Raw genomic sequence first — 21,682 nt, 5'->3', positions numbered from 1 at the left:
CATGGCCGCCGTGCACGCCGCACTGGAAGCCACCTCCGCAGCAGCGGCCACGGCCGTCGTCGCCACGTGCTTCCACTGCGGCGAAGCCCTGCCCGCCTTGCCGGCGCTGCTGCGCGTGGACGGCCACGACCGCGCCTTCTGCTGCAGCGGCTGCGCAGCCGCAACGCAGTGGATCCGCGACGCGCGACTGGACGATTACTACCGCCTGCGCAGTGCGCCTTTGGCGCGCGTCGATGCGGACGATGCCGACCTGGCGTTGTGGGATCGCGAGGACGTGCTCGCCGGACACGCCCGCACCATCGACGGCGGACGCGAAATCACGCTGCTCACCGACGGAATGCGCTGCGCGGCCTGCGCGTGGCTGATCGATCGCGCACTTGCGCGCGAACCCGGCGTGCTCGAAGTCAGCGCGAACGCCGTCACCGGCCGCATCCGCATCGCCTGGGATCCGGCGCGCACCGCGCTGTCGCTGCCGTTGCGGCGCCTGCACGCGCTCGGTTACCGGCCCTACCTCGCCACCGGCGAAGCAGCCGAACGCGCGCGCCGTACGGAGCGCAACCGCTGGCTGCTGCGGTTGGGCGTCGCCGGGCTCGGTGCGATGCAGGCGATGATGTTCGCCGAAGCGCTCTATCTCGATACCAACGCCACGATGTCCGTGGCGATGCGCGACTTCCTGCGCTGGATCGCCTTCCTCGTGTCCACGCCGGTCGTCTTCTACTCCGGCTGGCCGTTCCTCGCCGGCTGCGTGCGTGAACTGCGCCATCGCCGCCTGGGCATGGACACGCTGGTCGCGACGTCGACTCTGCTTGCCTATGGCGCCAGCCTGGTCGAAACCGTGCGCGGCGGACCACAGGTCTGGTACGACGCGGCGGTGATGTTCGTGTTCCTGCTGCTCGCGGCACGCATGCTCGAGCAGCGCGCGCGCAGCGTCGCGACGGCGCAGGTCGATGCGCTGGCGCGTGCGCGTCCCGCGTTTGCCACGCGCGAACGCGCCGATGGCACGCGTGAGCAGGTGCCGGTCGGGATGCTCGAAGCGGGCGACGTGGTCTGCATTCCGGCGGGCGACAGCGTGCCTGCCGATGGCGTGCTGCTGGACACGCAGGCGAGTTTCGAGGAAGCGCTGCTGACCGGTGAATCGCAGGCAGTGGCCAAGGTCGCGGGGGCTGACGTATTCGCAGGCACGGCCTGCCGTGAGCGTCCCGCCCGGATCCGCGTCACGGCCACCGGCGCAACCACGCGCCTGTCGCAACTCACGCGCCTGGTCGAACAGGCGCAGGCGCACCGTCCGCCACTCGCGCGTGCGGCCGACCGGATCGCGGGCGGGTTCGTGCTGGGGCTGCTGGTCGCGGCGGCCATCACCTATGGCGCGTGGCGGATCCACGATCCCGCGCGCGCGTTCGAAGTCACGCTCGCGCTGCTGGTGATCAGTTGTCCGTGCGCGCTATCGCTGTCGGTGCCCGCAGCGCTGGCGGCCGCGAACGGCGCACTCGCCCGTCTCGGCGTGCTGCCGCTGCAGGCCGATGCGCTCGACCGCCTCGCCCGCATCAGCGACGTGGTGCTGGACAAGACTGGCACGCTCGGCGACGGCCGACCGCGAGTGGAACGCGTGGAAACTTTCGGCGGGCTGCAGCGCGACGACGCGTTGCGCATCGCGATGGCGCTGGAACGCGACAGCACGCATCCGCTGGCGCATGCTTTCCGCGAGGCGTGCGCGGATGGCGGACTCTTCATCGTCGCCACCGACGTCGCCGCGCATCCCGGCGTCGGCATCGCCGGGCGCGTCGACGGCCGCCACTGGCGGCTGGGCCGCGCCGGCTTCGCCTGCGAAGGCGAGGACGACGGCGCGGTGTGGCTGGGCGACGGCCATTTCGCCCACGCGCGATTCGAGCTGCGCGAGCGCGAACGTACGGATGCGCAAGCGGCATTGCGGGCGTTGCGCGAAGCCGGCATCGCCTTGCACCTGTGCAGCGGCGATGCGGTCGATGCCGTGCAGCGCTTCGCCGTACGCTGCGACATCGCCGATGCACGGGCACGCCAGGCGCCTGAAGACAAGCTCGACTTCGTGCGCGGCCTGCAACAGGCGGGCCGCCGCGTGGCGATGGTCGGCGACGGACTCAACGACGCGCCCGTGCTCGCTGGCGCCGACGTGTCGATCGCCATGGGCGAAGGCGCCGCGCTGGCGCAGCGCGCTGCCGATCTCGTGCTCACCTCGCCTTCCCTGCTGCGCCTTCCCGCCGCGATCGCGCTGGCGCGACGCACACGCCGCATCGTGCGCGGCAACCTCGCCTGGGCGCTGGGCTACAACCTGCTGGCGCTGCCGCTCGCGGCGATGGGACTCGTCACGCCCTGGCTGGCGGCGCTGGGCATGACCCTGTCGTCGCTGGCGGTCACGCTCAACGCGTTGCGTCGGGCGCGAACCGGCCGCTCGCGCGATCCCGCGGCGACGACCGCGACGGCACGCGAGGTGCCCGCATGAACATCCTCCTGCTGCTGGTACCGCTGAGCGTCATGCTGCTCGCGCTGGCGATCGGTGCCTTCGTGTGGGCGGTGAAGCGCGGGCAGTTCGACGATCTGGACACGCCCGCGCTCGACATCCTCGTCGACGAAATTCCCGACGGCCGCGATCCCACCCCCTCGCGCAAGCAGGACTACCGCGATGCCGATTGACTGGATGGTCCTCGCCGGCGCGTTGCTCAGCGGCCTGCTCGGTGGCGCGCATTGCGCGGCGATGTGCGGCGGCATCGCCACCGGTCTGTCGGTGCGACAGCGCGGCGGCTGGTGGATGGCGCTGCAACCCAACCTGGGCCGCGTGGGCGGTTACGCGCTCGCCGGCGCGATCGTCGGGGGCATCGGCCACGGCCTGCTCGATCTGGCGCGCATGCCGGAACTCACGCTCGCTTTGCGCGCCACGGTTGGCCTCGTGCTCATCATGGCGGCGCTGCGTCTGCTCGATCGGAACGGACGGCTGGGCTTTCTCCATTCCGGTGGCGGTCGCGTGTGGCATTGGCTGCGTCCCTTGCAACGGCGGCTGCTGCCCGCCGACACGGCCGCCCGGCGCATGGCGCTCGGCCTGCTGTGGGGCTGGATGCCGTGCGGCCTGAGCACGACGCTGCTCGCCGCGGCCTGGCTGCAGGCCAGCGCGCTGCACGGCGCGATGACGATGACGGCCTTCGGCCTGGGCACATTGCCGGTCATGCTGCCGCTGACCTGGGCCGGCGCCCGCCTCGGCCAGCGACTGCAGCGCGGCGGCTGGCGCACGGCGATGGGGGTGTGCGTGATGTCGGCCGGGGTACTCACGCTTGCGGCACCGCTGTTGATGCAGGTGCCGGTCGTGCACGGCGTGCTCGGCGCGTTGGGGTGCCGGAGTCTTTCGGTCTAGCTGGTGTGCAGGCCCCGGTTCGACGGCCGGTTGGCGAAGCCGCGCGTTGGACGCCATCGGCGTACAGATGCCGCCGATGCGAGATGCATGAAGCCGGCCGGAATTCATCCTTCCCGGCAATGGGCGACGTTGCTCAGGCGCGGCCGCGACGCCGCGGCTCCTCGTGCTCGGCGTTATGCGCGAGGCGGTTGAGTTCGACCGGATCGCGGATCTCGACCTGGCGGCCGACGACCTCGATAACGCCGTCTTCCTGCAGCTTGCCGAAGCCGCGGCTGACGGTTTCCAGCGCGAGGCCGAGGTAATGCGCGATGTCGTCGCGGCTCATCGGCAGCTTGAACCGCGTGGCCGACTGGCCGATGTTGCGATAGCGCTCGGCGAGACCGTGCAGGAACAACGCAATGCGCTCTCCGGCCTGGCGCCGCACGAGGATGCCCAGATGGTCCTGATCGCGTCCCACGCTCTGGCCTATGATGCGCAGCAACTGCTGCTGCAGGCTCGGCAGTTGCGAGGCCACGAATGAGAGTTGGTCGAATGGCACCTCGCACACGTTGGCCGTGGTGAGGGCGACGGCTTCGCAGCGGTGCACGCCGGCACCGAGCGCATCCAGCCCGATGAGTTCGCCCGGCAGGTGGAAGCCGACGACCTGCTCCTCGCCCTCCTCACTGATGCTGACGGTCTTGAAGGCGCCGTCGCGCGCGACATAGACGGCATTGAGCGCGTCGCCCGGGCGGAACAGCCGCTCGCCACGCTCGACCGGACGCCGGCGGCGGACGATGTCGTCCAGCTTCTGCAGATCCTGCGCACCGATTCCCGCCGGCAGGCACAGCTGCTGCAGCGAACAGTGCGCACAGCCTCGGCGGAGGCTGGCCAGGTCGAGGACGGGGGCTTCGCTCATGGGCTTATGGTGCCACTGTGGCGGGGCTTTGGACGGTGGGTTCTGGCGGTGGGTCCTGGGCGCAGTTTTTCAGGTGTTCGCGGCCGACGCTCTCCTTTCCCCCGCCCTGCGGGGAGAAGAAAAAGGCCCGAAGCGGACACGGAGCGCAAGAGCCCATGCTCTCTCCTTCTCCCCGCCTGCGGGGAGAAGGTGCCGAAGGCGGATGAGGGGGAGCGAGCGCAGCGAGCTGCCTTTGATTTGCGCTGTTGCTTCCGATGCAACGACAGGAGCAACTCGCTTCGTTCGTCGTTCGATGCTGGAAGAGCTGCCCGGGATCCGCAATCCGATCGGCCTCCAAGGTTGGTCCATGGGCGACGCGTCATGAACGTGCTCAAACGAAGTCGTGTGCCTCACGCTCGCGATAAGCGGTCCCCACCGCACTGGGGGTTGCGGAGAGCAGGCCATGGATGGCCTGCAGCCCGACTAAAGGCAGGGACTGCCGTCCGGAGGGTCGGAGCAACCCCCAGTGCGGTGGGGAGCGCGTCGTTCCGAAGCCCGTACGGCACTCGTGTGGCAATCGCACAAACAAAGGCAAAGGCACTGGATCCCCGCTTTCGCGGGGATGACGAGCAAAGGCCAAAGAGCAACGCCCTTGGATTCCGCTTGCGCGGGGATGACGAGCAAAAGCCTGAGAGCAACGCCCTTGGATTCCGCTTGCGCGGGGATGACAAGCAAAAGCCTGAGAGCAACGCCCTTGGATTCCGCTTTCGCGGGGATGACGAGCAAAAGCCAAGGAGCAACGCCCTTGGATTCCGCTTGCGCGGGGATGACGAGCAAAGGCGAATAAAGGCACGAGCAACGTCCCCGGATCTTCGTCTGCACGGGACGGCGAGCAACGCAGCAAAAAAAGAAAAAGCGGGCCGAAGCCCGCTTTTCCGTAACGCTTGCGATGCGGAGGCTTACGCCGCCGGCACGCCCTCGCCTTCGTCTACGGCCTTCATCGACAGGCGGATGCGGCCCTGCTTGTCGACTTCGAGCACCTTGACCTTGACCAGGTCGCCTTCCTTGAGCTTGTCGGAGACCTTCTCGACGCGCTCGTTGGAGATCTGCGAGACGTGCACCAGACCATCCTTGCCCGGGAGGATCGTGACGAACGCACCGAAGTCCATGATCTTGGCGACCTTGCCTTCGTAAATGCGGCCCGGCTCGACGTCCGAGGTGATCTGCTCGATGCGGGCCTTGGCGGCCTGCGCAGCGGCGGCATTGACCGAAGCGATGACGATGGTGCCGTCGTCCTGGATGTCGATCTGGGTGCCGGTTTCCTTGGTGATCGCCTGGATGGTCGAACCGCCCTTGCCGATCACTTCGCGGATCTTGTCCGGGTGGATCTTCATCGTCAGCAGGCGCGGCGCCCACTCGCTCAGCTCGCCACGCGGGGTGGTGATGGCGTTGGCCATCTCGCCGAGGATGTGCAGGCGGCCTTCCTTCGCCTGGGCGAGGGCCGTCTTCATGATCTCTTCGGTGATGCCCTGGATCTTGATGTCCATCTGCAGGGCGCTGATGCCGTCCTTCGAACCGGCGACCTTGAAGTCCATGTCGCCCAGGTGGTCTTCGTCACCCAGGATGTCGGACAGGACGACGAAGCGGTCGTCTTCCTTCACCAGGCCCATCGCGATGCCCGCGACCGGCGACTTCACCGGCACGCCGGCGTCCATCAGCGCGAGCGAGGACCCGCACACCGAGGCCATCGACGAGGAACCGTTCGACTCGGTGATTTCCGAGACCACGCGGATCGTGTACGGGAACTCTTCCAGCGACGGCATCGTCGCCAGCACGCCGCGCTTGGCGAGGCGGCCATGGCCGATTTCGCGACGCTTGGGCGCGCCGAAACGGCCGCACTCGCCCACCGAGAACGGCGGGAAGTTGTAGTGGAACAGGAAGTTTTCCTTGTACTCGCCGGCGACGGCATCGATGATCTGGCCGTCGCGCGCGGTGCCCAGCGTGACCACGACGATCGCCTGGGTCTCGCCACGGGTGAACATGGCCGAACCATGGGTACGCGGCAGCACGCCGACCTTCGAGGTGATCGGGCGCACGGTGGTCAGGTCGCGGCCGTCGATGCGGATCTTGGTGTCGAGCACCGAGTCGCGCATGGTGCGGTATTCGAGCTCGCCGAATTCCTTCGCCATGTCGGCGGCGCTCCAGCCGTCGGCTTCGGCGCGGCCGGCGAGCGAGGCCAGCACGTCCTTCTTGATCGCGGCGATCGCATCGCGACGCTGCAGCTTGTCGCGGATCTGGAAGGCGGCGGCGAGCTGGGTGCCCACGGCTTCCTTCAGCGCAGCGATCATCGCGGTGTTCTTTTCCGGAGCGACCCAGGTCGACGGCTTGGTGCCGGCTTCGACGGTCAGCTCGTTGATCGCATTGATGACCTTCTGCATCTCGCGATGACCGAACATCACCGCGCCGAGCATCACGTCTTCCGACAGCATCTTCGCTTCGGATTCGACCATCAGCACGGCGTTGGCGGTACCGGCGACGACGAGTTCGAGGTCGCTGTCCGCCAGTTCGGTGGCGGTCGGGTTGAGGATGTACTGGCCGTTCCTGTAACCGACCTTGGCGGCGCCGATCGGGCCCTGGAACGGCGTGCCGGCCAGCGCGAGTGCGGCCGAGGCGCCGATCATCGCCGGGATGTCACCGTCGACTTCCGGATTCAGCGACATGACGGTCGCGATGATCTGGACTTCGTTCTTGTATTCCTCGGGGAACAGCGGGCGGATCGGACGATCGATCAGGCGCGAGATGAGCGTTTCCTTCTCGGTCGCGCGGCCTTCGCGCTTGAAGAAGCCACCCGGGATGCGGCCACCGGCGTAGAACTTTTCCTGGTAGTCGACGGTGAGCGGGAAGAAGTCCTGGCCCTCGCGCGCGCTCTTGGCGGCGACGGCGGTCACCAGCACGACGGTTTCGTCCATCTTGACGATGACGGCGCCGCTGGCCTGGCGGGCGACTTCGCCCGTCTCGAGCGTCACAGTGTGGTTGCCGTACTGGAAGGTCTTGGTGATTTTTGCCACGTTGGATATTCCTGGTTTCTTGATTCGTTCCACGCGGGCCCCTGCCCGGCGCGGTTTGGCTGCGTGCAGCCGTGTCCCTGGGTGTTTCGCGTTGCGGCTGGTGGGACGGTGTACGCCTGCGGCGGTTAAAGCGTCGTTGTTCGCCTTGCATCGGCCGCTGCGGCGGCTTGTGGTGTTCCGCAACCAGACTGGATCGCGCCGCTACGCGTGCGAAAAAAACCGCGGCGCATCGCTGCGCCGCGGTCGGGTGTTGCTTATCGGCGCAGACCGAGCTTCTCGATCAGGGCCTTGTAGCGCTCGTTGTCCTTGCGCTTGAGGTAGTCGAGCAGGCTGCGACGGCGGTTGACCATCTGCAGCAGGCCGCGACGGCTGTGGTGGTCCTGCTTGTGAACCTTGAAGTGGCCGGTCAGCTGCTCGATGCGGGCGGTGAGCAGGGCGACCTGGACTTCCGGGGAACCGGTATCGCCGGCGCCGCGCTTGTGTTCTTCGATGATCTTGCTGGTGTCGATGGACATCGTGTTTGCCTTGTAGATGCGAGGCCTGCAGAACGCGAATCGGCAAAAGCATTGCCGACGCACCGCCTGGTCCGCCGTTTTCTGGGTGATGGAAGCTTTCCAAAGTCCTTGAAAAGCGCGCGGATTGTAGCGCGCCGCGGGGAACCCGGGCAATGACGGCGAGCGGAGGCCGTAGGGTGGGTCTTGCCCCGCCGTGAGGGGCCTGGACTGCGTGAGGAGCTTGAACTGCCGAACGGCGCCCACTGGAGCAGGCATCAGGAAGACGGGGAAACCCGCCTTACGCTTCCGGTCCGGCCCCGCTCGCCCCTTCCGTGGCCCAGGTGAACAAGCGGCTGGGCCGCAGGATCGCGTCCGCATCGATTTCGCCCAGCCCCAGCACGCGCCCGGCCTGGTCATGGATGGCGACGCAACCGGCGGGGCCGGCGCCCTCCAGGCGGAGACGCTGCCCCTGCCCCAGCCGTCGGGCCTGCACCGGATCAAGCCGCACCTGCGGGAAGCCGCCCAGGCCGGCCTCGATCGGGAGCAGGCAGGCCTCCAGCGCCGCTTCGCCCCGCCCTTCGGCGATCGCCTGCAGCTCGTCCAGCGTGAACATGCGCGGGGCGGTGAACGGGTCGACCCACAGCCGGCGCAGCGTGGCCACATGGGCCCCGCAGCCGAGGTTCTCGCCGAAATCGCGGACCAGGCTGCGGACGTAGGTGCCCGAGCCGCATTCGACCAGCAGCCGGACCCGGTCGGACGCGCGATCGAGCACGCGCAGCTGGTGGACCTCGACGTCGCGCTCGGGCGCTTCGACCGCTTCGCCGCGACGGGCCTTGGCGTAAAGCGCTTCGCCGCCCTGCTTCAGCGCCGAATAGATCGGCGCGCGCTGGCGGATCCGGCCGCGCAGCGGCGCCAGGGCCGCTTCGATGCGCGCATCGTCGAACCCGGGAACATCACGACGCAGCAGCGGCGCACCGTCGGCGTCGTCGCTGTCGGTGGTCAGGCCGAGCACCGCGGTGGTTTCGTAGGCCTTGCGCGAGCCCAGCAGCAGGCCGGCGATCTTGGTCGCCTCGCCGAAGCAGACCGGCAACAGGCCGGTGGCGAGCGGGTCGAGGCTGCCGGTATGGCCGGCCTTCTCCGCACGGAACAGATGGCGCACGCGCTGCAACGCCTGGTTGGAGCTGAGCCCCTGGGGCTTGTCGAGCAGCAGGATGCCGTCGAGCTTGCGGAAGACGGTGCGCGGTTTCCTGTTCATCGCAAAGGCTCGGATCGCGACATTGGGCGGGCTGCAGCCCGCCTTCTGCGAATAGCGACGAGTCTGGGGCCCGTCCCATGGTTATGGCGAACGGCGGCGCGCCGGGGCCCGCCCTACCGTTACTCGTCGCTGGTCGGCGGGTTGTCGCGCAGCAGGTTGCCGATGCGCTCGCCGCGATCTACCGAGTCGTCGTAATGGAAATGCAGCTCGGGCACGTGGCGCAGCTTCACCGCGCGCCCCAGGGCGAAGCGGATCTCCCGCGACAGCCCTTGCAGCGCCTTCACCGCTTCCTTCGAGCGTTCGCTCTGCAGTGCGGTGACGAAGACCTTCGCATGCGCGAGATCGCGGGTGACCTCCACGTCCGAAACGCTCACCGACGGCAGCCCGTGCTCGCGCACGGCGGCGTGCACGATCGCACCCAGCTCGCGGCGGAGCTGGGCGGAAACGCGGTCGGTGCGGTGGAACGATTTGCTGGGCACGTGGAATAGCCGTGATTCGTGATGGGTTATTCGATAGCAGCGCGAGCGCGATCGGGATTTGCTTTTCGCTTTTACGAATCACCAATCCCGAATCGCGAATCCCGGCCTTACAGCGTCCGCTGCACCTCGATGCGTTCGAAGCACTCGATCTGGTCGCCGGCCTTGACGTCGTTGTACGCCTTCACGCCGATACCGCACTCGGTGCCCTGGCGGACTTCCTCGACGTTCTCCTTGAAGCGGCGCAGCGACTCCAGTTCGCCTTCGAAGATGACCGTGTTGTCGCGGAGCACGCGGATCGGCTTGTTCTTCTTGACCACGCCTTCGACCACCATGCAGCCGGCGACCGCGCCGAACTTGGAGCTGCGGAACACGTCGCGGACCTCGGCGGTGCCGATGATCTCTTCGCGGATCTCCTTGCCCAGCACGCCGGACGCGATCTGCTTCACCTGGTCGATCACGTCATAGATGATCGAGAAGTAACGCAGGTCGACGCCGTTGCCTTCGATCACGCGGCGCGCCGACGCGTCGGCACGGACGTTGAAGCCGATGATCGTCGCCTTCGAGGTCGCGGCGAGCGTGGCATCGGACTCGGTGATGCCGCCGACGCCGCCACCGATCACGTTGATGCGGATCAGGTCGTTGGACAGGCCGGTGAGCGCTTCGCGCAGTGCCTGCACGGAGCCGTGCACGTCGGCCTTGACCACCAGGTTGAGCGTCTGCTGGCCGGCACCCTCGCCCATCTGGGCCATGATGTCTTCCATGCGGTTGCCCGCCTGCGCGACCAGGCGCGATTCGCGGCGCTTGGCGTCGCGCTGCTGCGCGACGTCCTTCGCCAGGCGCTCGTCCTCGACCACGACGAAGTCGTCGCCCGAATCCGGCACGCCCGAAAGGCCCAGCACCTGCACCGGGATCGACGGGCCGGCCTTGTCCACCTGCGAGCCGGTCTCGTCGAACAGCGCACGCACGCGGCCGTACTGCACGCCGCAGACGAGGTAGTCGCCCTTCTTGAGTTCACCCTGCTGGACCAGCACGGTCGCGACCGGGCCACGGCCCTTGTCGAGCGAGGATTCGATCACCACGCCGGTGGCGCGGCCGGTCGGCACGGCCTGGAGGTCGAGCACTTCGGCCTGCAGCAGGATGGAGTCGAGCAGGTCGTCGACGCCCTGGCCGGTCTTGGCCGAGAGCTCCACCATCTGCGTGTCGCCACCGAAGTCTTCGGCCACGACTTCTTCCGCCAGCAGCTCGTTCTTCACGCGCAGCGGATCCGCGTCCGACTTGTCGATCTTGTTGATCGCCACGATCAGCGGCACCTTCGCCGCCTTGGCGTGCTGCACGGCTTCGCGCGTCTGCGGCATCACGCCGTCGTCGGCCGCGACCACCAGCACCACGATGTCGGTGAGCTTCGCGCCGCGCGCACGCATCTGCGTGAAGGCGGCGTGGCCCGGAGTATCGAGGAAGCTGATGACGCCCTTCGGCGTTTCGACGTGGTAGGCGCCGATGTGCTGGGTGATGCCGCCGGCTTCGCCGGAAGCGACCTTGGTGCGGCGGATGTAGTCCAGCAGCGAGGTCTTGCCGTGGTCGACGTGGCCCATGATGGTGACCACGGGCGGACGCGGAGCCTTGTCGCCCTGCGCTTCTTCCACGTGCGCCAGCAGCGCATCTTCGGCCGTGTTTTCGCTGGCCTTGACCACGGTGTGACCGAGCTCTTCGGTCACCAGCGCGGCGGTGTCGTGGTCGATGCTCTGGGTGATGGTCGCCATCACGCCCATCTTGAACAGCGCCTTCACCACGTCGCCGCCCTTCAGCGCGAGCTTCTGCGCGAGATCGGCCACGGTGATGGTGTCGCCGATGGCGACTTCGCGCACGATCGGCGCCGTCGGCTTGGAGAAGCCGTGCGCGCCGCCGCCGGAACGGGCCTGTTCCATCTGGCGCCGCGGCTTGGGCTTGCCACGCGCACCGGTGGTGCGACGGGCACGCTCCTGGGCGCTCAGGTGCAGCTGGCCGGCGAAGCGGCTGGCGGCATCGTCGTCTTCCACGCCGGCGACCATGACGTGCGAGCCGCGGGTCTTGTGCTTGGGCGCGTTGCGATCGTCCACGCGCGGCGCGACCGGGGCCGGATGCTTGGGATGGCCGTGGCCGGTGGTCTTGCGGGCAGCGCCGCCTTCATCGTCGGCGACGGCCAGCGCGGCTTCGGCCGCGATGCGCGCATCCTCTTCGGCCTTGGCGCGCGCGGCTTCTTCCGCGGCCAGGCGGGCGCGTTCCGCCTCCTCGGCACGACGCTTGTCGACTTCGGCGAGCTTCTGCTGCTCGGCGAGGTTGCGCTGCTTGGATTCCTCCAGCTTGCGCAGGATCTCGGCGCGCTCGTCGGTCACCGGTCCGGTGGCCGCCTTGTCGGCGCCCGGCTTGACCAGCGTGACCTTCTTGCGCACGACGACGTCGACGGTCGCCTTGTTCTTGCCGCCGCCGACGGTCAGTTCTTCCTTGCGGCTGCGGTTGAGCGTGATCTTCTTCGGCGCCTCGCCGGCCTCGGCGCTGTCCGCCTTGCCGTGCGAGCGCTTGAGGAAGCCAAGCAGCTTGACCTTCTCGATGCTGGTGACGACCTGGTCGGGCCCGCTGAACTTCATTCCGGCCTCGGCCAGCTGCTCCAGCAGCTTCTCGACCGGCGTATTCACCAGTTCAGCGAGCTTGCGGATGGTGGTTTGCTGCGACATTCGGTTTCCGGTTTCCTTTGGCCACCCCGGCGGTCCAGGGGGGCGATTGTAGGGCGGGCCCGGGCCCGCCGCATTCGCGTTGGCGGGCCGGGGCCCGCCCTACGTGGTGCTTACTCGAACCAGTGCTTGCGCGCTTCCATGATCAACGCCTTGGCGCGCTCTTCGTCGACGCCGTCGATGTCGGTCAGCTCGTCGGTGGCAAGGTCGGCCAGGTCATCGCGCGTGACCACGCCGCGCGAAGCGAGCGTGAAGGCGAGTTCCTCGTCCATGCCCTCCAGCTCGAGCAGGTCGGCCGCCGGCTGGTGTTCGTCGAGTTCCTCTTCGGCGGCCAGGGCTTCGTTGAGCAGCGCGTCGCGGGCGCGCGAACGCAGCTCCTCGACGATGTCCTCATCGAAGCCTTCGACGGCGAGCAGCTCGCCGACCGGCACGTAGGCGATTTCTTCGACCGTGTTGAAGCCTTCCGACACCAGGATGCCGGCGATTTCCTCGTCGACCTCGAGCTTGTCCATGAACAGCTGGCGCGCGGTGGCCTGCTCGGCTTCCGACTTCGCGGTGACCTGGTCCTGCGTCATCACGTTGAGCTGCCAGCCCGACAGGCGGCTGGCGAGACGCACGTTCTGACCGCCCTTGCCGATGGCCTGCGCGAGGCGGTCCTCGGCGACGGCGAGGTCCATCGAGTGCTTCTCTTCGTCGACGATGATCGACTGCACTTCGGCCGGCGCCATCGCGTTGATGACGAACTGGGCCGGGTTGTCCGACCACAGCACGATGTCGACGCGCTCGCCGTTGAGCTCGTTCGACACCGCCTGCACGCGCGAACCGCGCATGCCGATGCAGGCGCCGATCGGATCGGTGCGGTTGTCGTGCGCCTGCACGGCGATCTTGGCGCGGTCGCCCGGATCGCGGGCGCAGGCCTTGATCGAGACCAGCCCCTGGCCGACTTCCGGCACTTCGAGCTTGAACAGCTCCATCATGAATTCCGGCGCGGCGCGACTGATGAACAGCTGCGGGCCGCGCGGCTCGGAACGCACGTCGAACAGGTAGCCGCGGACGCGGTCGCCGGCGCGCAGCACGTCGCGCGGGATGCCCTTGTCCTTCGGGATGATCGCTTCGGCATTGCCGCCGAGGTCGACGTAGATGTTGCCGCGCTCGGCGCGCTTGACCACGCCGGTGACGAGCTCGCCCACGCGATCCTTCCACGCGTCCACGACCTGCGCGCGCTCGGCTTCACGCACGCGCTGCACGATGACCTGCTTGGCGGCCTGGGCGGCGATGCGGCCGAACTCGGGATTCTCGATCTGCTCTTCGATGTAGTCGCCGATCTCGACGCCTTCGGCTTCGTCGATCGCGTCCATCATGCGGATCTGGCGGTCGGGCGATTCCATCACCACGTCGTCGGCCACGACTTCCCAGCGGCGGAAGGTCTCGTAGCTGCCGTCCTTCTGGTCGATGGAAACACGCACCAGCACGTCCTGGTCGTGGTAGCGCTTCTTGGCGGCCGAAGCCAGCGCAGCCTCGATCGCCTCGAAGATGACTTCGCGCGGGACGCCCTTTTCGTTGGCGACCGCATCGACGACCAGCAGAAGTTCCTTGCTCATCTCTACTTACTCCGCACGGGACGGCTTCTTCGCCGCCGGCTTGTTGGTGGATTTCTTGCCTGCCTGCTTTTTTGAAGCACCCGGCCCCTTGCCGGGCCTGGGCTTGTCTGCGCTCAGGCCGAGCGCGGCCCAGTCGGGGACCAGGCGGGCCTTTTCGATGTTGTCGGCGCGCACGGTGAACTCGTTGCCGTCGACGTTGAACGTGATGTCCTCGCCCGCCACGCGCACGATTTCGCCCTGCAGGCGGCGCCGGCCGTCCTGCGGCAGGCGCAGTACGACCTTGGCCGACTCGCCGGCGAAGCGCGCGAACTGCGCGGCGCCGAACAGCGGGCGATCGATGCCAGGCGAAGACACTTCCAGCGTGTAGTGACTGCTGATGGGGTCTTCGACATCGAGCTGCGCGGAGACTTCGCGACTCACGGCCTCGCAGTCGTCGATGGTCACCGAGCGGGCGTCGTCGCCCTGCGCGGCATCGGCGGGAACGTCGATGTACAGGCGCAGCATCGCGCCGCCCGGCGAGGGCAGGTATTCGGCGCCGAGCAGCTCCAGGCCCAGCGACGCTACCGTCGGAGCCAGCAATGCGGCGATTTCGTTGGCCTTGTCCGTCATGTCTTCCCTTGAAAGTCCCGCGATGCGGGCGCTTGCACAGGAGTGCGAAGAAACGTTGGTGCCTTGCGCGAAACTGACAGCCGGATGAACCGATCAGCACGTAGCAATACAGAAACGCGAAAACAACAAGGGGCCCGGCGGGCCCCTTGTCCGTTACCACTGGATTTCGGTGCAGCGATTGCCGATGTACCGGCATCGCTGCAAAGCCCGAGCCTTGCGACCAAAAAGAAAAGCCTCCAGGGAGGCCTTTCTCCAGCCGAAGCTGGTAGCGGGGGCAGGATTTGAACCTGCGACCTTCGGGTTATGAGCCCGACGAGCTGCCAGACTGCTCCACCCCGCAGCAGGAGCGGAATTATGACGGCTTGTGAAAATCCTTGCAAGCCATCGGATGAAGAAAATTTCGCAAGGCGCGGAAACCCCTGGAATTGCAGCGGTTTTTACGCACCGAACGCGTACTTGCACCAGGCCATGATCGGGTTCCAGGCGAAACCCAGGGCCAGCAGCGCGAGCGCATTGACGCCGAACAGCACGCGCAGCGGCCGGTCCTCGCTGGGGGCATGAAGCTCGCCCTGCGGCTCTTCGAAATACATCGCCTTGACCACGCGCAGGTAGTAGAAGGCGCCGACCACGGCGAAGACCAGGCCGATGATGGCCAGCCACCACATGCCGCCTTCGAAGGCCGCGCGCAGCACGGCCAGCTTGGCCCAGAAGCCCAGGAACGGCGGCACGCCGGCCAGCGACGCCATCACGCAGAGGATCAGGCCGGCCAGCCACGGGTTGCGGGCATTCAGGCCGCGGTAGTCGTCGATGTTGTCGGCTTCGAAGCCCTTGCCCGCGAGCACGACGATCGCGCCGAAGGCCGCCGCCGACATCACCGCATAGCTGATCGCGTAGAACAGCGCGGCTGCCATGCCCTGCTCGCCGCCCCCGGCCAGGCCGAGGAACAGGAAGCCCACGTGCGAGACGGTCGAGTACGCGAGCAGGCGCTTGAAGTTGCTCTGCACCATCGCGCTGAGATTGCCGATCACCAGCGAGGCGACCGCCAACGCGGCCAGCAGCAGGCGCCAGCGGTCGTCGAGCGGGCCCGCGCCGGTTTCGAGCAGGCGGAACGCCATGCCGAAGTACGCCAGCTTGGGAGCCGAGCCGATGAACAGCGTGATCGGTGTCGGGGCGCCGTGGTACACGTCCGGCAGCCACATGTGGAACGGGGCCGCACCGAACTTGAAGGCGATGCCGGCGACGGTGAACACCACACCGGTCACCAGCAGGGTCATGTTCGACGTCGCGCCGGCGGCAGCGCCGATCGTGGCCAGGTCCAGCGTGCCGGTCGCGCCGTAGATCAGCGACATGCCGTACAGGATCAGGCCCGACGCCAGCGAACCGAGTACGAAGTACTTGATCGCCGCTTCCGAGGCGATGGGACTGTCGCGATCCGCCGCGACCAGCGCGTACGAACACAGCGCCAGCATTTCCAGGCCGAGGTACACCATCACCAGGCTGCCCGCCGACACGAGCAGCATCATGCCGGCGATGGCGAACAGCATCAGCACCGCGATCTCGCCCTGGTACAGGTTGCGCTGGCGCAGGTAGGGCCAGCCGTAGACCAGCGCGAACGCGCTCACGCCGCAGATCGCCACCTTCATCACGTCGGCCGCCGTGTCGCGCACGAACATGCCGTTGAGCACCGTGCCCTGCCCGCCCACACCGGTGGCGATCATGCCGATCACGACCACGAGCGTGGCCACCGAAAGCAGGTGCGTCACCACGCGGTGGCGCGCTTCCAGGAACAGGTCGAGCATCAGCCAGGCGAACGCCGCGCCGACGAGCACCAGCTCGGGCAGCAGCGGCATCAGATCGGCGACGGTGGGCGTGGTCATCTGCATGTGTGGAATCTCTGGCGGCAAACGCGCGGGGCGCGCCTTACAGCTTGGAAGTCGCGATCTGGGTCGCGAGATTGGCGATGGAGGGCTCCATCAGGTCGGTCAGCGGCTTGGGCCAGATACCCAGCGCCAGCACGCCGGCCGCGAACACGCCCAGCACGATCGCCTCGCGGAAATTGAGGTCTTCCATCTCGGCCACCTGGGCATTGCCCACCTCGCCCCAGATCACGCGCTTGACCAGCCACAGCGTGTAGCCGGCGCCGATGATGAGCGTGGCGGCCGCGGCGAACGCGATCAGCGGGTGCTTCTGGAAGCTGGACAGGATCACCATGAACTCGCCGACGAAGCCCGACGTGCCCGGCAGACCCGAGTTGGCCATCGCGAACAGCACGAAGAACGTCGCGAACCACGGCATCACGTTCACCACGCCGCCGTAGTCCTTGATCATGCGGCTGTGCATGCGGTCGTAGAGCACGCCCACGCAGGTGAACATCGCGCCGGAGATGAAGCCGTGGCTGATCATCTGCACCATCGCGCCCTGCAGGCCGAGACGCGCCGCGTCGTAATTGCCGAAATCGCGTACCAGGGCGAAGGCGATGAACGTGCCCAGGGTGACGAAGCCCATGTGCGAAACCGACGAATAGGCGATCAGCTTCTTCATGTCGTCCTGCACCAGGGCGACCAGGCCGACGTAGATCACCGCGATCAGGCTGATCACGATCACGAACATGGACCAGTCGGTGCCGGCGTCGGGCACGATCGGCAGGGTGAAACGCAGGAAGCCGTAGCCGCCGATCTTCAGCATGATCGCGGCCAGGATCACCGAACCCGCGGTCGGCGCCTCCACATGCGCATCCGGCAACCAGGTGTGGACCGGGAACATCGGCACCTTCACCGCGAAAGCCGCGAGGAGGCCGAGGAAGATCCACTTCTGCTCGGTCGCCGACAGCTGCAGCGCATACATGTCCGCCAGCTGCCAGCTGCCGCCCTTGATGTACATGTAGATCAGCGCGGCCAGCATGAACACCGAGCCGATGAACGTGTACAGGAAGAACTTCACCGCCGCATACACGCGACGCGGTCCGCCCCAGACGCCGATGATCAGGAACATCGGGATCAGCATGGCCTCGAAGAACACGTAGAACAGCATGGAATCGAGCGCGGAGAACACGCCGACCATCAGGCCTTCGAGGATCAGGAACGCGGCGTAGTACTGGCTGACGCGCTTCTCCACCGAGCCCCAGGCCGAAATCAGCACCAGCAGCGAGGTCAGCGTGGTCAGGCCGATGAGCGCGATCGAGATGCCGTCCGCGCCGAGGCTGTAGCGGATGTCGTACGCCGGGATCCACGCGTGCTCTTCGCCGAACTGCATGCCCGGGTTGGCATGGTCGAATCCGGTGAACAAGAGAACGCTCAGCAGCAGCGTCGCGAACGCGACGGCGATGCCGAACCAGCGGGAAGCATTGGCGCGCTCGTTGCCGAACGCGAGGGTGCCGAAGCCACCGAGGATCGGCAGCCAGATCAGGAGGCTAAGCAAGGGCCAGGAGGTCACGTTGCGAGGTCCTTGTCGTAATCAGCGCCAGTAACGGATGACAGCGGCCAGGGACAGGATCAGGCCGATGATCATCGCGAACGCGTAGTGGTAGAGGTAGCCGGTCTGGCCGCGACGCACGAGGCGCGCGGTGAAGTCCGTGACGCGGGCGCTGGCGTTCACCAGGCCGTCGATCACGTTGGTGTCGATCCAGCGCGAGAGCTTGCCGATGAGCACGCCGCCGCCGGCGAAGCCGCCGATCCATAGCGTGTCCATGCCGTACTTCTCTTCGAGCACGCGCACCGGCAGCGCGAACATCTTGCGCAGCTTGCCCGGCAGTTCCGGCTTGATCAGGTACAGGAAGGTCGCCAGGGCGAAGCCCGCGAAGGCCAGCCAGAACGCCGGGGCGGTGAAGCCGTGCAACGCGAACTTGACCGGACCGTGGAACTCTTCGGCCAGCTTGCCGACGGTGTCCTGCGCCGCCGGAAGATCGATGGCACCAAGGAAGAACGGCAGCTGTTTCGCATGCCCCAGCATGTCGGTGCCGAACAGCATCGGGCCGGCGGTGACGAAGCCGATCAGGACCGACGGGATCGCCAGCAGGATCAGCGGCAAGGTCACCACCCACGGCGACTCGTGCGGGGTGTGCGCGTGCTCGTCGTGGCCATGGCCATGGGCGTCGTGGCCGTGGTGCGCCTCATGCTCGTGGGCGAGCGCGGTTTCGTGCTCGGTCGAGTCGGCTTCCGGCGCGACGTAATGATCCGGCGCCGGATCGTGGAAGTGTTCCTTCCCATGGAAGGTCATGTACAGCAGGCGGAAGCTGTAGAACGCGGTCACGAAGGCGCCCAGCAGCACCGCCCAGTAGCCGTAGGTCGCCACCCAGTTGTGCGCTTCCTCGGCATGCTCGGCGGCGGCCTCGATGATGGTGTCCTTCGAGTAGAAACCGCTGAAGAACGGCGTGCCGACCAGGGCGAGCGTGCCGATCACCATCGTGATGTAGGTGATGGGCATGTATTTCTTCAGACCGCCCATGCGGCGCATGTCCTGCTCGTGGTGCATGCCGATGATCACCGAGCCGGCGCCAAGGAACAGCAGCGCCTTGAAGAAGGCGTGGGTCATCAGGTGATACACCGCGGCCGAGTACGCCGACACGCCCAGCGCGACGGTCATGTAACCCAGCTGCGACAGAGTCGAATACGCGACGACCCGCTTGATGTCGTTCTGCACGATGCCGATCAGGCCGGTCCAGAACGCCGTCGTGGCGCCAATGAACAGGACGAAGTTCAGCGCGGTCTCGCTCAGCTGGAACAGCGGCGACATGCGCGCGACCATGAAGATGCCCGCGGTCACCATCGTCGCGGCATGGATCAGCGCCGAAATCGGGGTCGGGCCTTCCATCGAATCCGGCAGCCACACGTGCAGCGGCACCTGCGCCGACTTGCCCATGGCGCCGATGAACAGGCAGATGCAGATCACCGTCGCCACCGACCACTCGTGGCCGTTGATGATCGAGATGCCGGTCTGCGCGATCGTCGGCGCGTTGGCGAATACGGTCGCGTAGTCGAGCGAACCGAACATCAGCAGCACCGCCGCGATGCCCAGCAGGAAGCCGAAGTCGCCGACGCGGTTGACCAGGAACGCCTTGAGGTTGGCGAACACCGCGGTCGGTCGCTTGAACCAGAAGCCGATCAGCAGATACGAGACCAGGCCCACCGCCTCCCAGCCGAAGAACAGCTGCAGGAAGTTGTTGCTCATCACGAGCATCAACATCGAGAAGGTGAAGAGGGAGATGTAGCTGAAGAAGCGCTGGTAGCCCGGATCCTCTTCCATGTAGCCGATGGTGTAGACGTGCACCAGCAGCGACACGAAGGTGACCACCACCATCATCATCGCGGTGAGCTTGTCGATCATGAAGCCGACATGCGCATCGATGCCGCCGACCTGGAACCAGGTGTAGACGTTCTCGTTGAACGGCGCGGCGCCCTGCGACACGAGTTGCCATAGCACGTACATCGACAATGCGCAGCTGACCGCCACGCCGCCGATGGTGGCGCTGTGGGCGCCGACGCGGCCGATACGGCGGCCGAACAGGCCAGCCAGGATCGCGCCCAGCAAGGGGGCGAGCACGATGATCAGCAGATGGGTTTTGGAGATTGCCATTGTTTATCCGATGACCAGCCGTATAGCGCGGACCAGTTGCGTTCTTGTTGCTTCTTGTTGCCGGGTTCTACTGCTGCCTTCCATGACGAACGGTGCGGGCTTCGGAGGCCCGGCCCGGACATCCTGCCCGGACGTTCGCGGTCGCGCGCAGCGGCGCCGCGCAGCGACCGCTCACCCCTTGAGGCTGTCGATCTGCCCCACGTTGATCGTGCGGCGGTTGCGGAACAGCGTGACCAGGATCGCCAGGCCGATCGCGGCTTCCGCTGCGGCCACGGTCAGGATGAAGAACACGAACACCTGCCCCGCCGCGTCGCCCAGATGACGCGAGAACGCGACGAAGTTGATGTTGACCGAGAGCAGCATCAGCTCGATCGACATCAGCAGGATGATCACGTTCTTCCGGTTCAGCACGATGCCGGCGATGCTGATGCAGAACAGCGCGGCGCCCAGCGCCAGATAGTGGCCCAGGGCCACGCCTTCACCCAGAAGACTCACGGCTGCACCTCCTCACCCGCGGCCGGAGCCTGCGGCTTCACGGCGTCCATCTTCACCATGCGGATGCGGTCGGCCGCGCGCACGCGGGCCTGCGCCGACGGATCCTGGTGGCGCGCACCCGGACGGCGGCGCAGCGTCAGCATCACGGCCGCGATGACGGCGACGGTCAGGATCACCGCAGCGACCTCGAACGGCAGCATGAAGCCGGTGAACAGCGCATTCGCCAGCCACTTCGTGTTCGGGATGTCGCCGGCGTTGGCCGCGTTGTCGGCGAACGGCGTCGCCATCGCGGCCTTCGCCCCGATCAGCGTCAGCATCTCGGCCAGCATCAGCACGGCGACGACCAGTCCCACCGGCAGGTAGCGGACGAAACCTTCGCGCAGCGGCGCGACGTCGATGTCCAGCATCATCACCACGAACAGGAACAGCACCATCACCGCACCGACGTAGACCAGGATCAGCGCGATGCCGAGGAACTCGGCGCCCGAGATGATCCAGGTGCAGGCGACGGAGAAGAAGGTCAGCACCAGCAGCAGCGCGGCGTGCACCGGGTTGCGGACGCTGATGACGCCCAGCGCCGCGATGGTGGCCAGCGCGGCGAAGGCAAGGAAAGCAATCTGCACGAAATCCATGGCAGCCCTCAGCGGAACGCGGCGTCGGTGGCGCGGCGCTCGGCGATCTCGGCCTCGAGCCGGTCGCCGATCGCCAGCAGCTGCGGCTTGGTCACGATGTTCTGGCCGCGCTTTTCGAAGTGGTATTCGTGGATGTGCGTCTCCACGATCGAATCGACCGGGCAGGACTCCTCGCAGAAGCCGCAGAAGATGCACTTGAACAGGTCGATGTCGTAGCGCGTGGTGCGGCGGGTGCCGTCCTCGCGCTTGGTCGAATCGATGGTGATCGCCAGCGCCGGGCACACGGCCTCGCACAGCTTGCAGGCGATGCAGCGTTCTTCGCCGTTGGGATAGCGGCGCAGCGCATGGATGCCGCGGAAGCGCGGCGACTGCGGCGTCTTCTCCATCGGGTACATCAGCGTGTACTTCGGCTTGAACAGGTACTTCAGCGTCAGCCAAAGGCCCTGGCAAAGCTCGATGAGCAGCAGGCTCTTGAAGTAGGAAACGATGCGGTTCATGTGGGTCTCAGCGTTTCCTG

17 protein-coding genes and 1 tRNA gene are annotated in these 21,682 nt (G+C 67.0%); 3 read left to right on the top strand and 15 right to left on the bottom strand.

Annotation, left to right across the window (positions count from 1 at the left end):
• The first annotated feature begins 1 nt into the window (after position 1).
• From ACFPN1_RS01000 to ACFPN1_RS00990, 3 genes are read left to right on the top strand one after another with little or no spacing between them, the layout of a single operon-like run.
• Positions 2–2,476 (top strand): heavy metal translocating P-type ATPase, encoded by a 2,475-nt coding sequence (locus tag ACFPN1_RS01000; RefSeq protein WP_386752225.1) that lies wholly within the window; start codon positions 2–4, stop codon positions 2,474–2,476.
• On the top strand, positions 2,473–2,667 hold the full coding sequence (ccoS, locus tag ACFPN1_RS00995; protein ID WP_386752223.1) for a cbb3-type cytochrome oxidase assembly protein CcoS: 195 nt from the start codon (positions 2,473–2,475) through the stop codon (positions 2,665–2,667). The genes ACFPN1_RS01000 and ccoS overlap by 4 nt, the downstream gene beginning before the upstream one ends.
• Positions 2,657–3,379, top strand: a complete 723-nt coding sequence (locus ACFPN1_RS00990; protein ID WP_386752222.1) for a sulfite exporter TauE/SafE family protein — start codon at positions 2,657–2,659, stop codon at positions 3,377–3,379. Before ccoS ends, ACFPN1_RS00990 begins: the two co-directional genes overlap by 11 nt.
• A 133-nt stretch (positions 3,380–3,512) precedes the next feature.
• On the opposite strand, the gene fnr is transcribed toward ACFPN1_RS00990, so the two are convergent.
• The 15 genes from fnr to nuoI all read right to left on the bottom strand — a co-directional run bounded on the left by fnr (position 3,513) and on the right by nuoI (position 21,662).
• Positions 3,513–4,274 (bottom strand): fumarate/nitrate reduction transcriptional regulator Fnr, encoded by a 762-nt coding sequence (gene fnr, locus ACFPN1_RS00985; protein ID WP_386752221.1) that lies wholly within the window; start codon positions 4,272–4,274, stop codon positions 3,513–3,515.
• A gap of 938 nt (positions 4,275–5,212) precedes the next feature.
• Positions 5,213–7,321 (bottom strand): polyribonucleotide nucleotidyltransferase, encoded by a 2,109-nt coding sequence (pnp, locus tag ACFPN1_RS00980; RefSeq protein WP_386752219.1) that lies wholly within the window; start codon positions 7,319–7,321, stop codon positions 5,213–5,215.
• Between the two features lie 254 nt (positions 7,322–7,575).
• Positions 7,576–7,836: a 30S ribosomal protein S15 gene (gene rpsO / locus ACFPN1_RS00975; protein ID WP_386752217.1), complete on the bottom strand. Its 261-nt coding sequence runs from the start codon at positions 7,834–7,836 to the stop codon at positions 7,576–7,578.
• Positions 7,837–8,113: 277 nt separating this feature from the next.
• Positions 8,114–9,070, bottom strand: coding sequence for a tRNA pseudouridine(55) synthase TruB (gene truB / locus ACFPN1_RS00970; RefSeq protein WP_386752214.1), 957 nt, complete (start codon positions 9,068–9,070; stop codon positions 8,114–8,116).
• A 119-nt stretch (positions 9,071–9,189) separates the two neighbouring features.
• Positions 9,190–9,549 carry a 30S ribosome-binding factor RbfA gene (gene rbfA, locus ACFPN1_RS00965; protein ID WP_386752213.1) on the bottom strand — a complete coding sequence of 120 codons (360 nt, stop codon included), beginning with the start codon at positions 9,547–9,549 and terminating at the stop codon, positions 9,190–9,192.
• A gap of 107 nt (positions 9,550–9,656) precedes the next feature.
• On the bottom strand, positions 9,657–12,260 hold the full coding sequence (gene infB / locus ACFPN1_RS00960; RefSeq protein ID WP_417498511.1) for a translation initiation factor IF-2: 2,604 nt from the start codon (positions 12,258–12,260) through the stop codon (positions 9,657–9,659).
• Between the two features lie 110 nt (positions 12,261–12,370).
• Positions 12,371–13,858, bottom strand: a complete 1,488-nt coding sequence (gene nusA, locus ACFPN1_RS00950; protein WP_386752212.1) for a transcription termination factor NusA — start codon at positions 13,856–13,858, stop codon at positions 12,371–12,373.
• Positions 13,859–13,864: 6 nt separating this feature from the next.
• Positions 13,865–14,467, bottom strand: a complete 603-nt coding sequence (rimP, locus tag ACFPN1_RS00945; RefSeq protein WP_386752210.1) for a ribosome maturation factor RimP — start codon at positions 14,465–14,467, stop codon at positions 13,865–13,867.
• A 263-nt stretch (positions 14,468–14,730) separates the two neighbouring features.
• Positions 14,731–14,807: transfer RNA gene (locus tag ACFPN1_RS00940), tRNA-Met, on the bottom strand.
• A gap of 97 nt (positions 14,808–14,904) precedes the next feature.
• Entirely contained in the window at positions 14,905–16,344 is a 1,440-nt protein-coding gene (nuoN, locus tag ACFPN1_RS00935) for an NADH-quinone oxidoreductase subunit NuoN (RefSeq protein WP_386752208.1), read from the bottom strand.
• Between the two features lie 43 nt (positions 16,345–16,387).
• Positions 16,388–17,899 (bottom strand): NADH-quinone oxidoreductase subunit M, encoded by a 1,512-nt coding sequence (locus ACFPN1_RS00930; protein ID WP_386752206.1) that lies wholly within the window; start codon positions 17,897–17,899, stop codon positions 16,388–16,390.
• Positions 17,900–17,920: 21 nt separating this feature from the next.
• Positions 17,921–20,038: an NADH-quinone oxidoreductase subunit L gene (gene nuoL, locus ACFPN1_RS00925; RefSeq protein WP_386752204.1), complete on the bottom strand. Its 2,118-nt coding sequence runs from the start codon at positions 20,036–20,038 to the stop codon at positions 17,921–17,923.
• Between the two features lie 171 nt (positions 20,039–20,209).
• Entirely contained in the window at positions 20,210–20,512 is a 303-nt protein-coding gene (gene nuoK, locus ACFPN1_RS00920) for an NADH-quinone oxidoreductase subunit NuoK (RefSeq protein ID WP_386753998.1), read from the bottom strand.
• Between the two features lie 17 nt (positions 20,513–20,529).
• Positions 20,530–21,165 (bottom strand): NADH-quinone oxidoreductase subunit J, encoded by a 636-nt coding sequence (locus ACFPN1_RS00915; RefSeq protein WP_386752202.1) that lies wholly within the window; start codon positions 21,163–21,165, stop codon positions 20,530–20,532.
• Between the two features lie 8 nt (positions 21,166–21,173).
• Positions 21,174–21,662, bottom strand: coding sequence for an NADH-quinone oxidoreductase subunit NuoI (gene nuoI, locus ACFPN1_RS00910; RefSeq protein ID WP_386752200.1), 489 nt, complete (start codon positions 21,660–21,662; stop codon positions 21,174–21,176).
• Positions 21,663–21,682 lie beyond the last annotated feature (20 nt).

Source organism: Lysobacter yangpyeongensis (assembly GCF_042655745.1).
In the GTDB taxonomy this organism is placed as follows: domain Bacteria; phylum Pseudomonadota; class Gammaproteobacteria; order Xanthomonadales; family Xanthomonadaceae; genus Agrilutibacter; species Agrilutibacter yangpyeongensis.
This window is presented reverse-complemented; position numbering and strand designations above follow the sequence as displayed.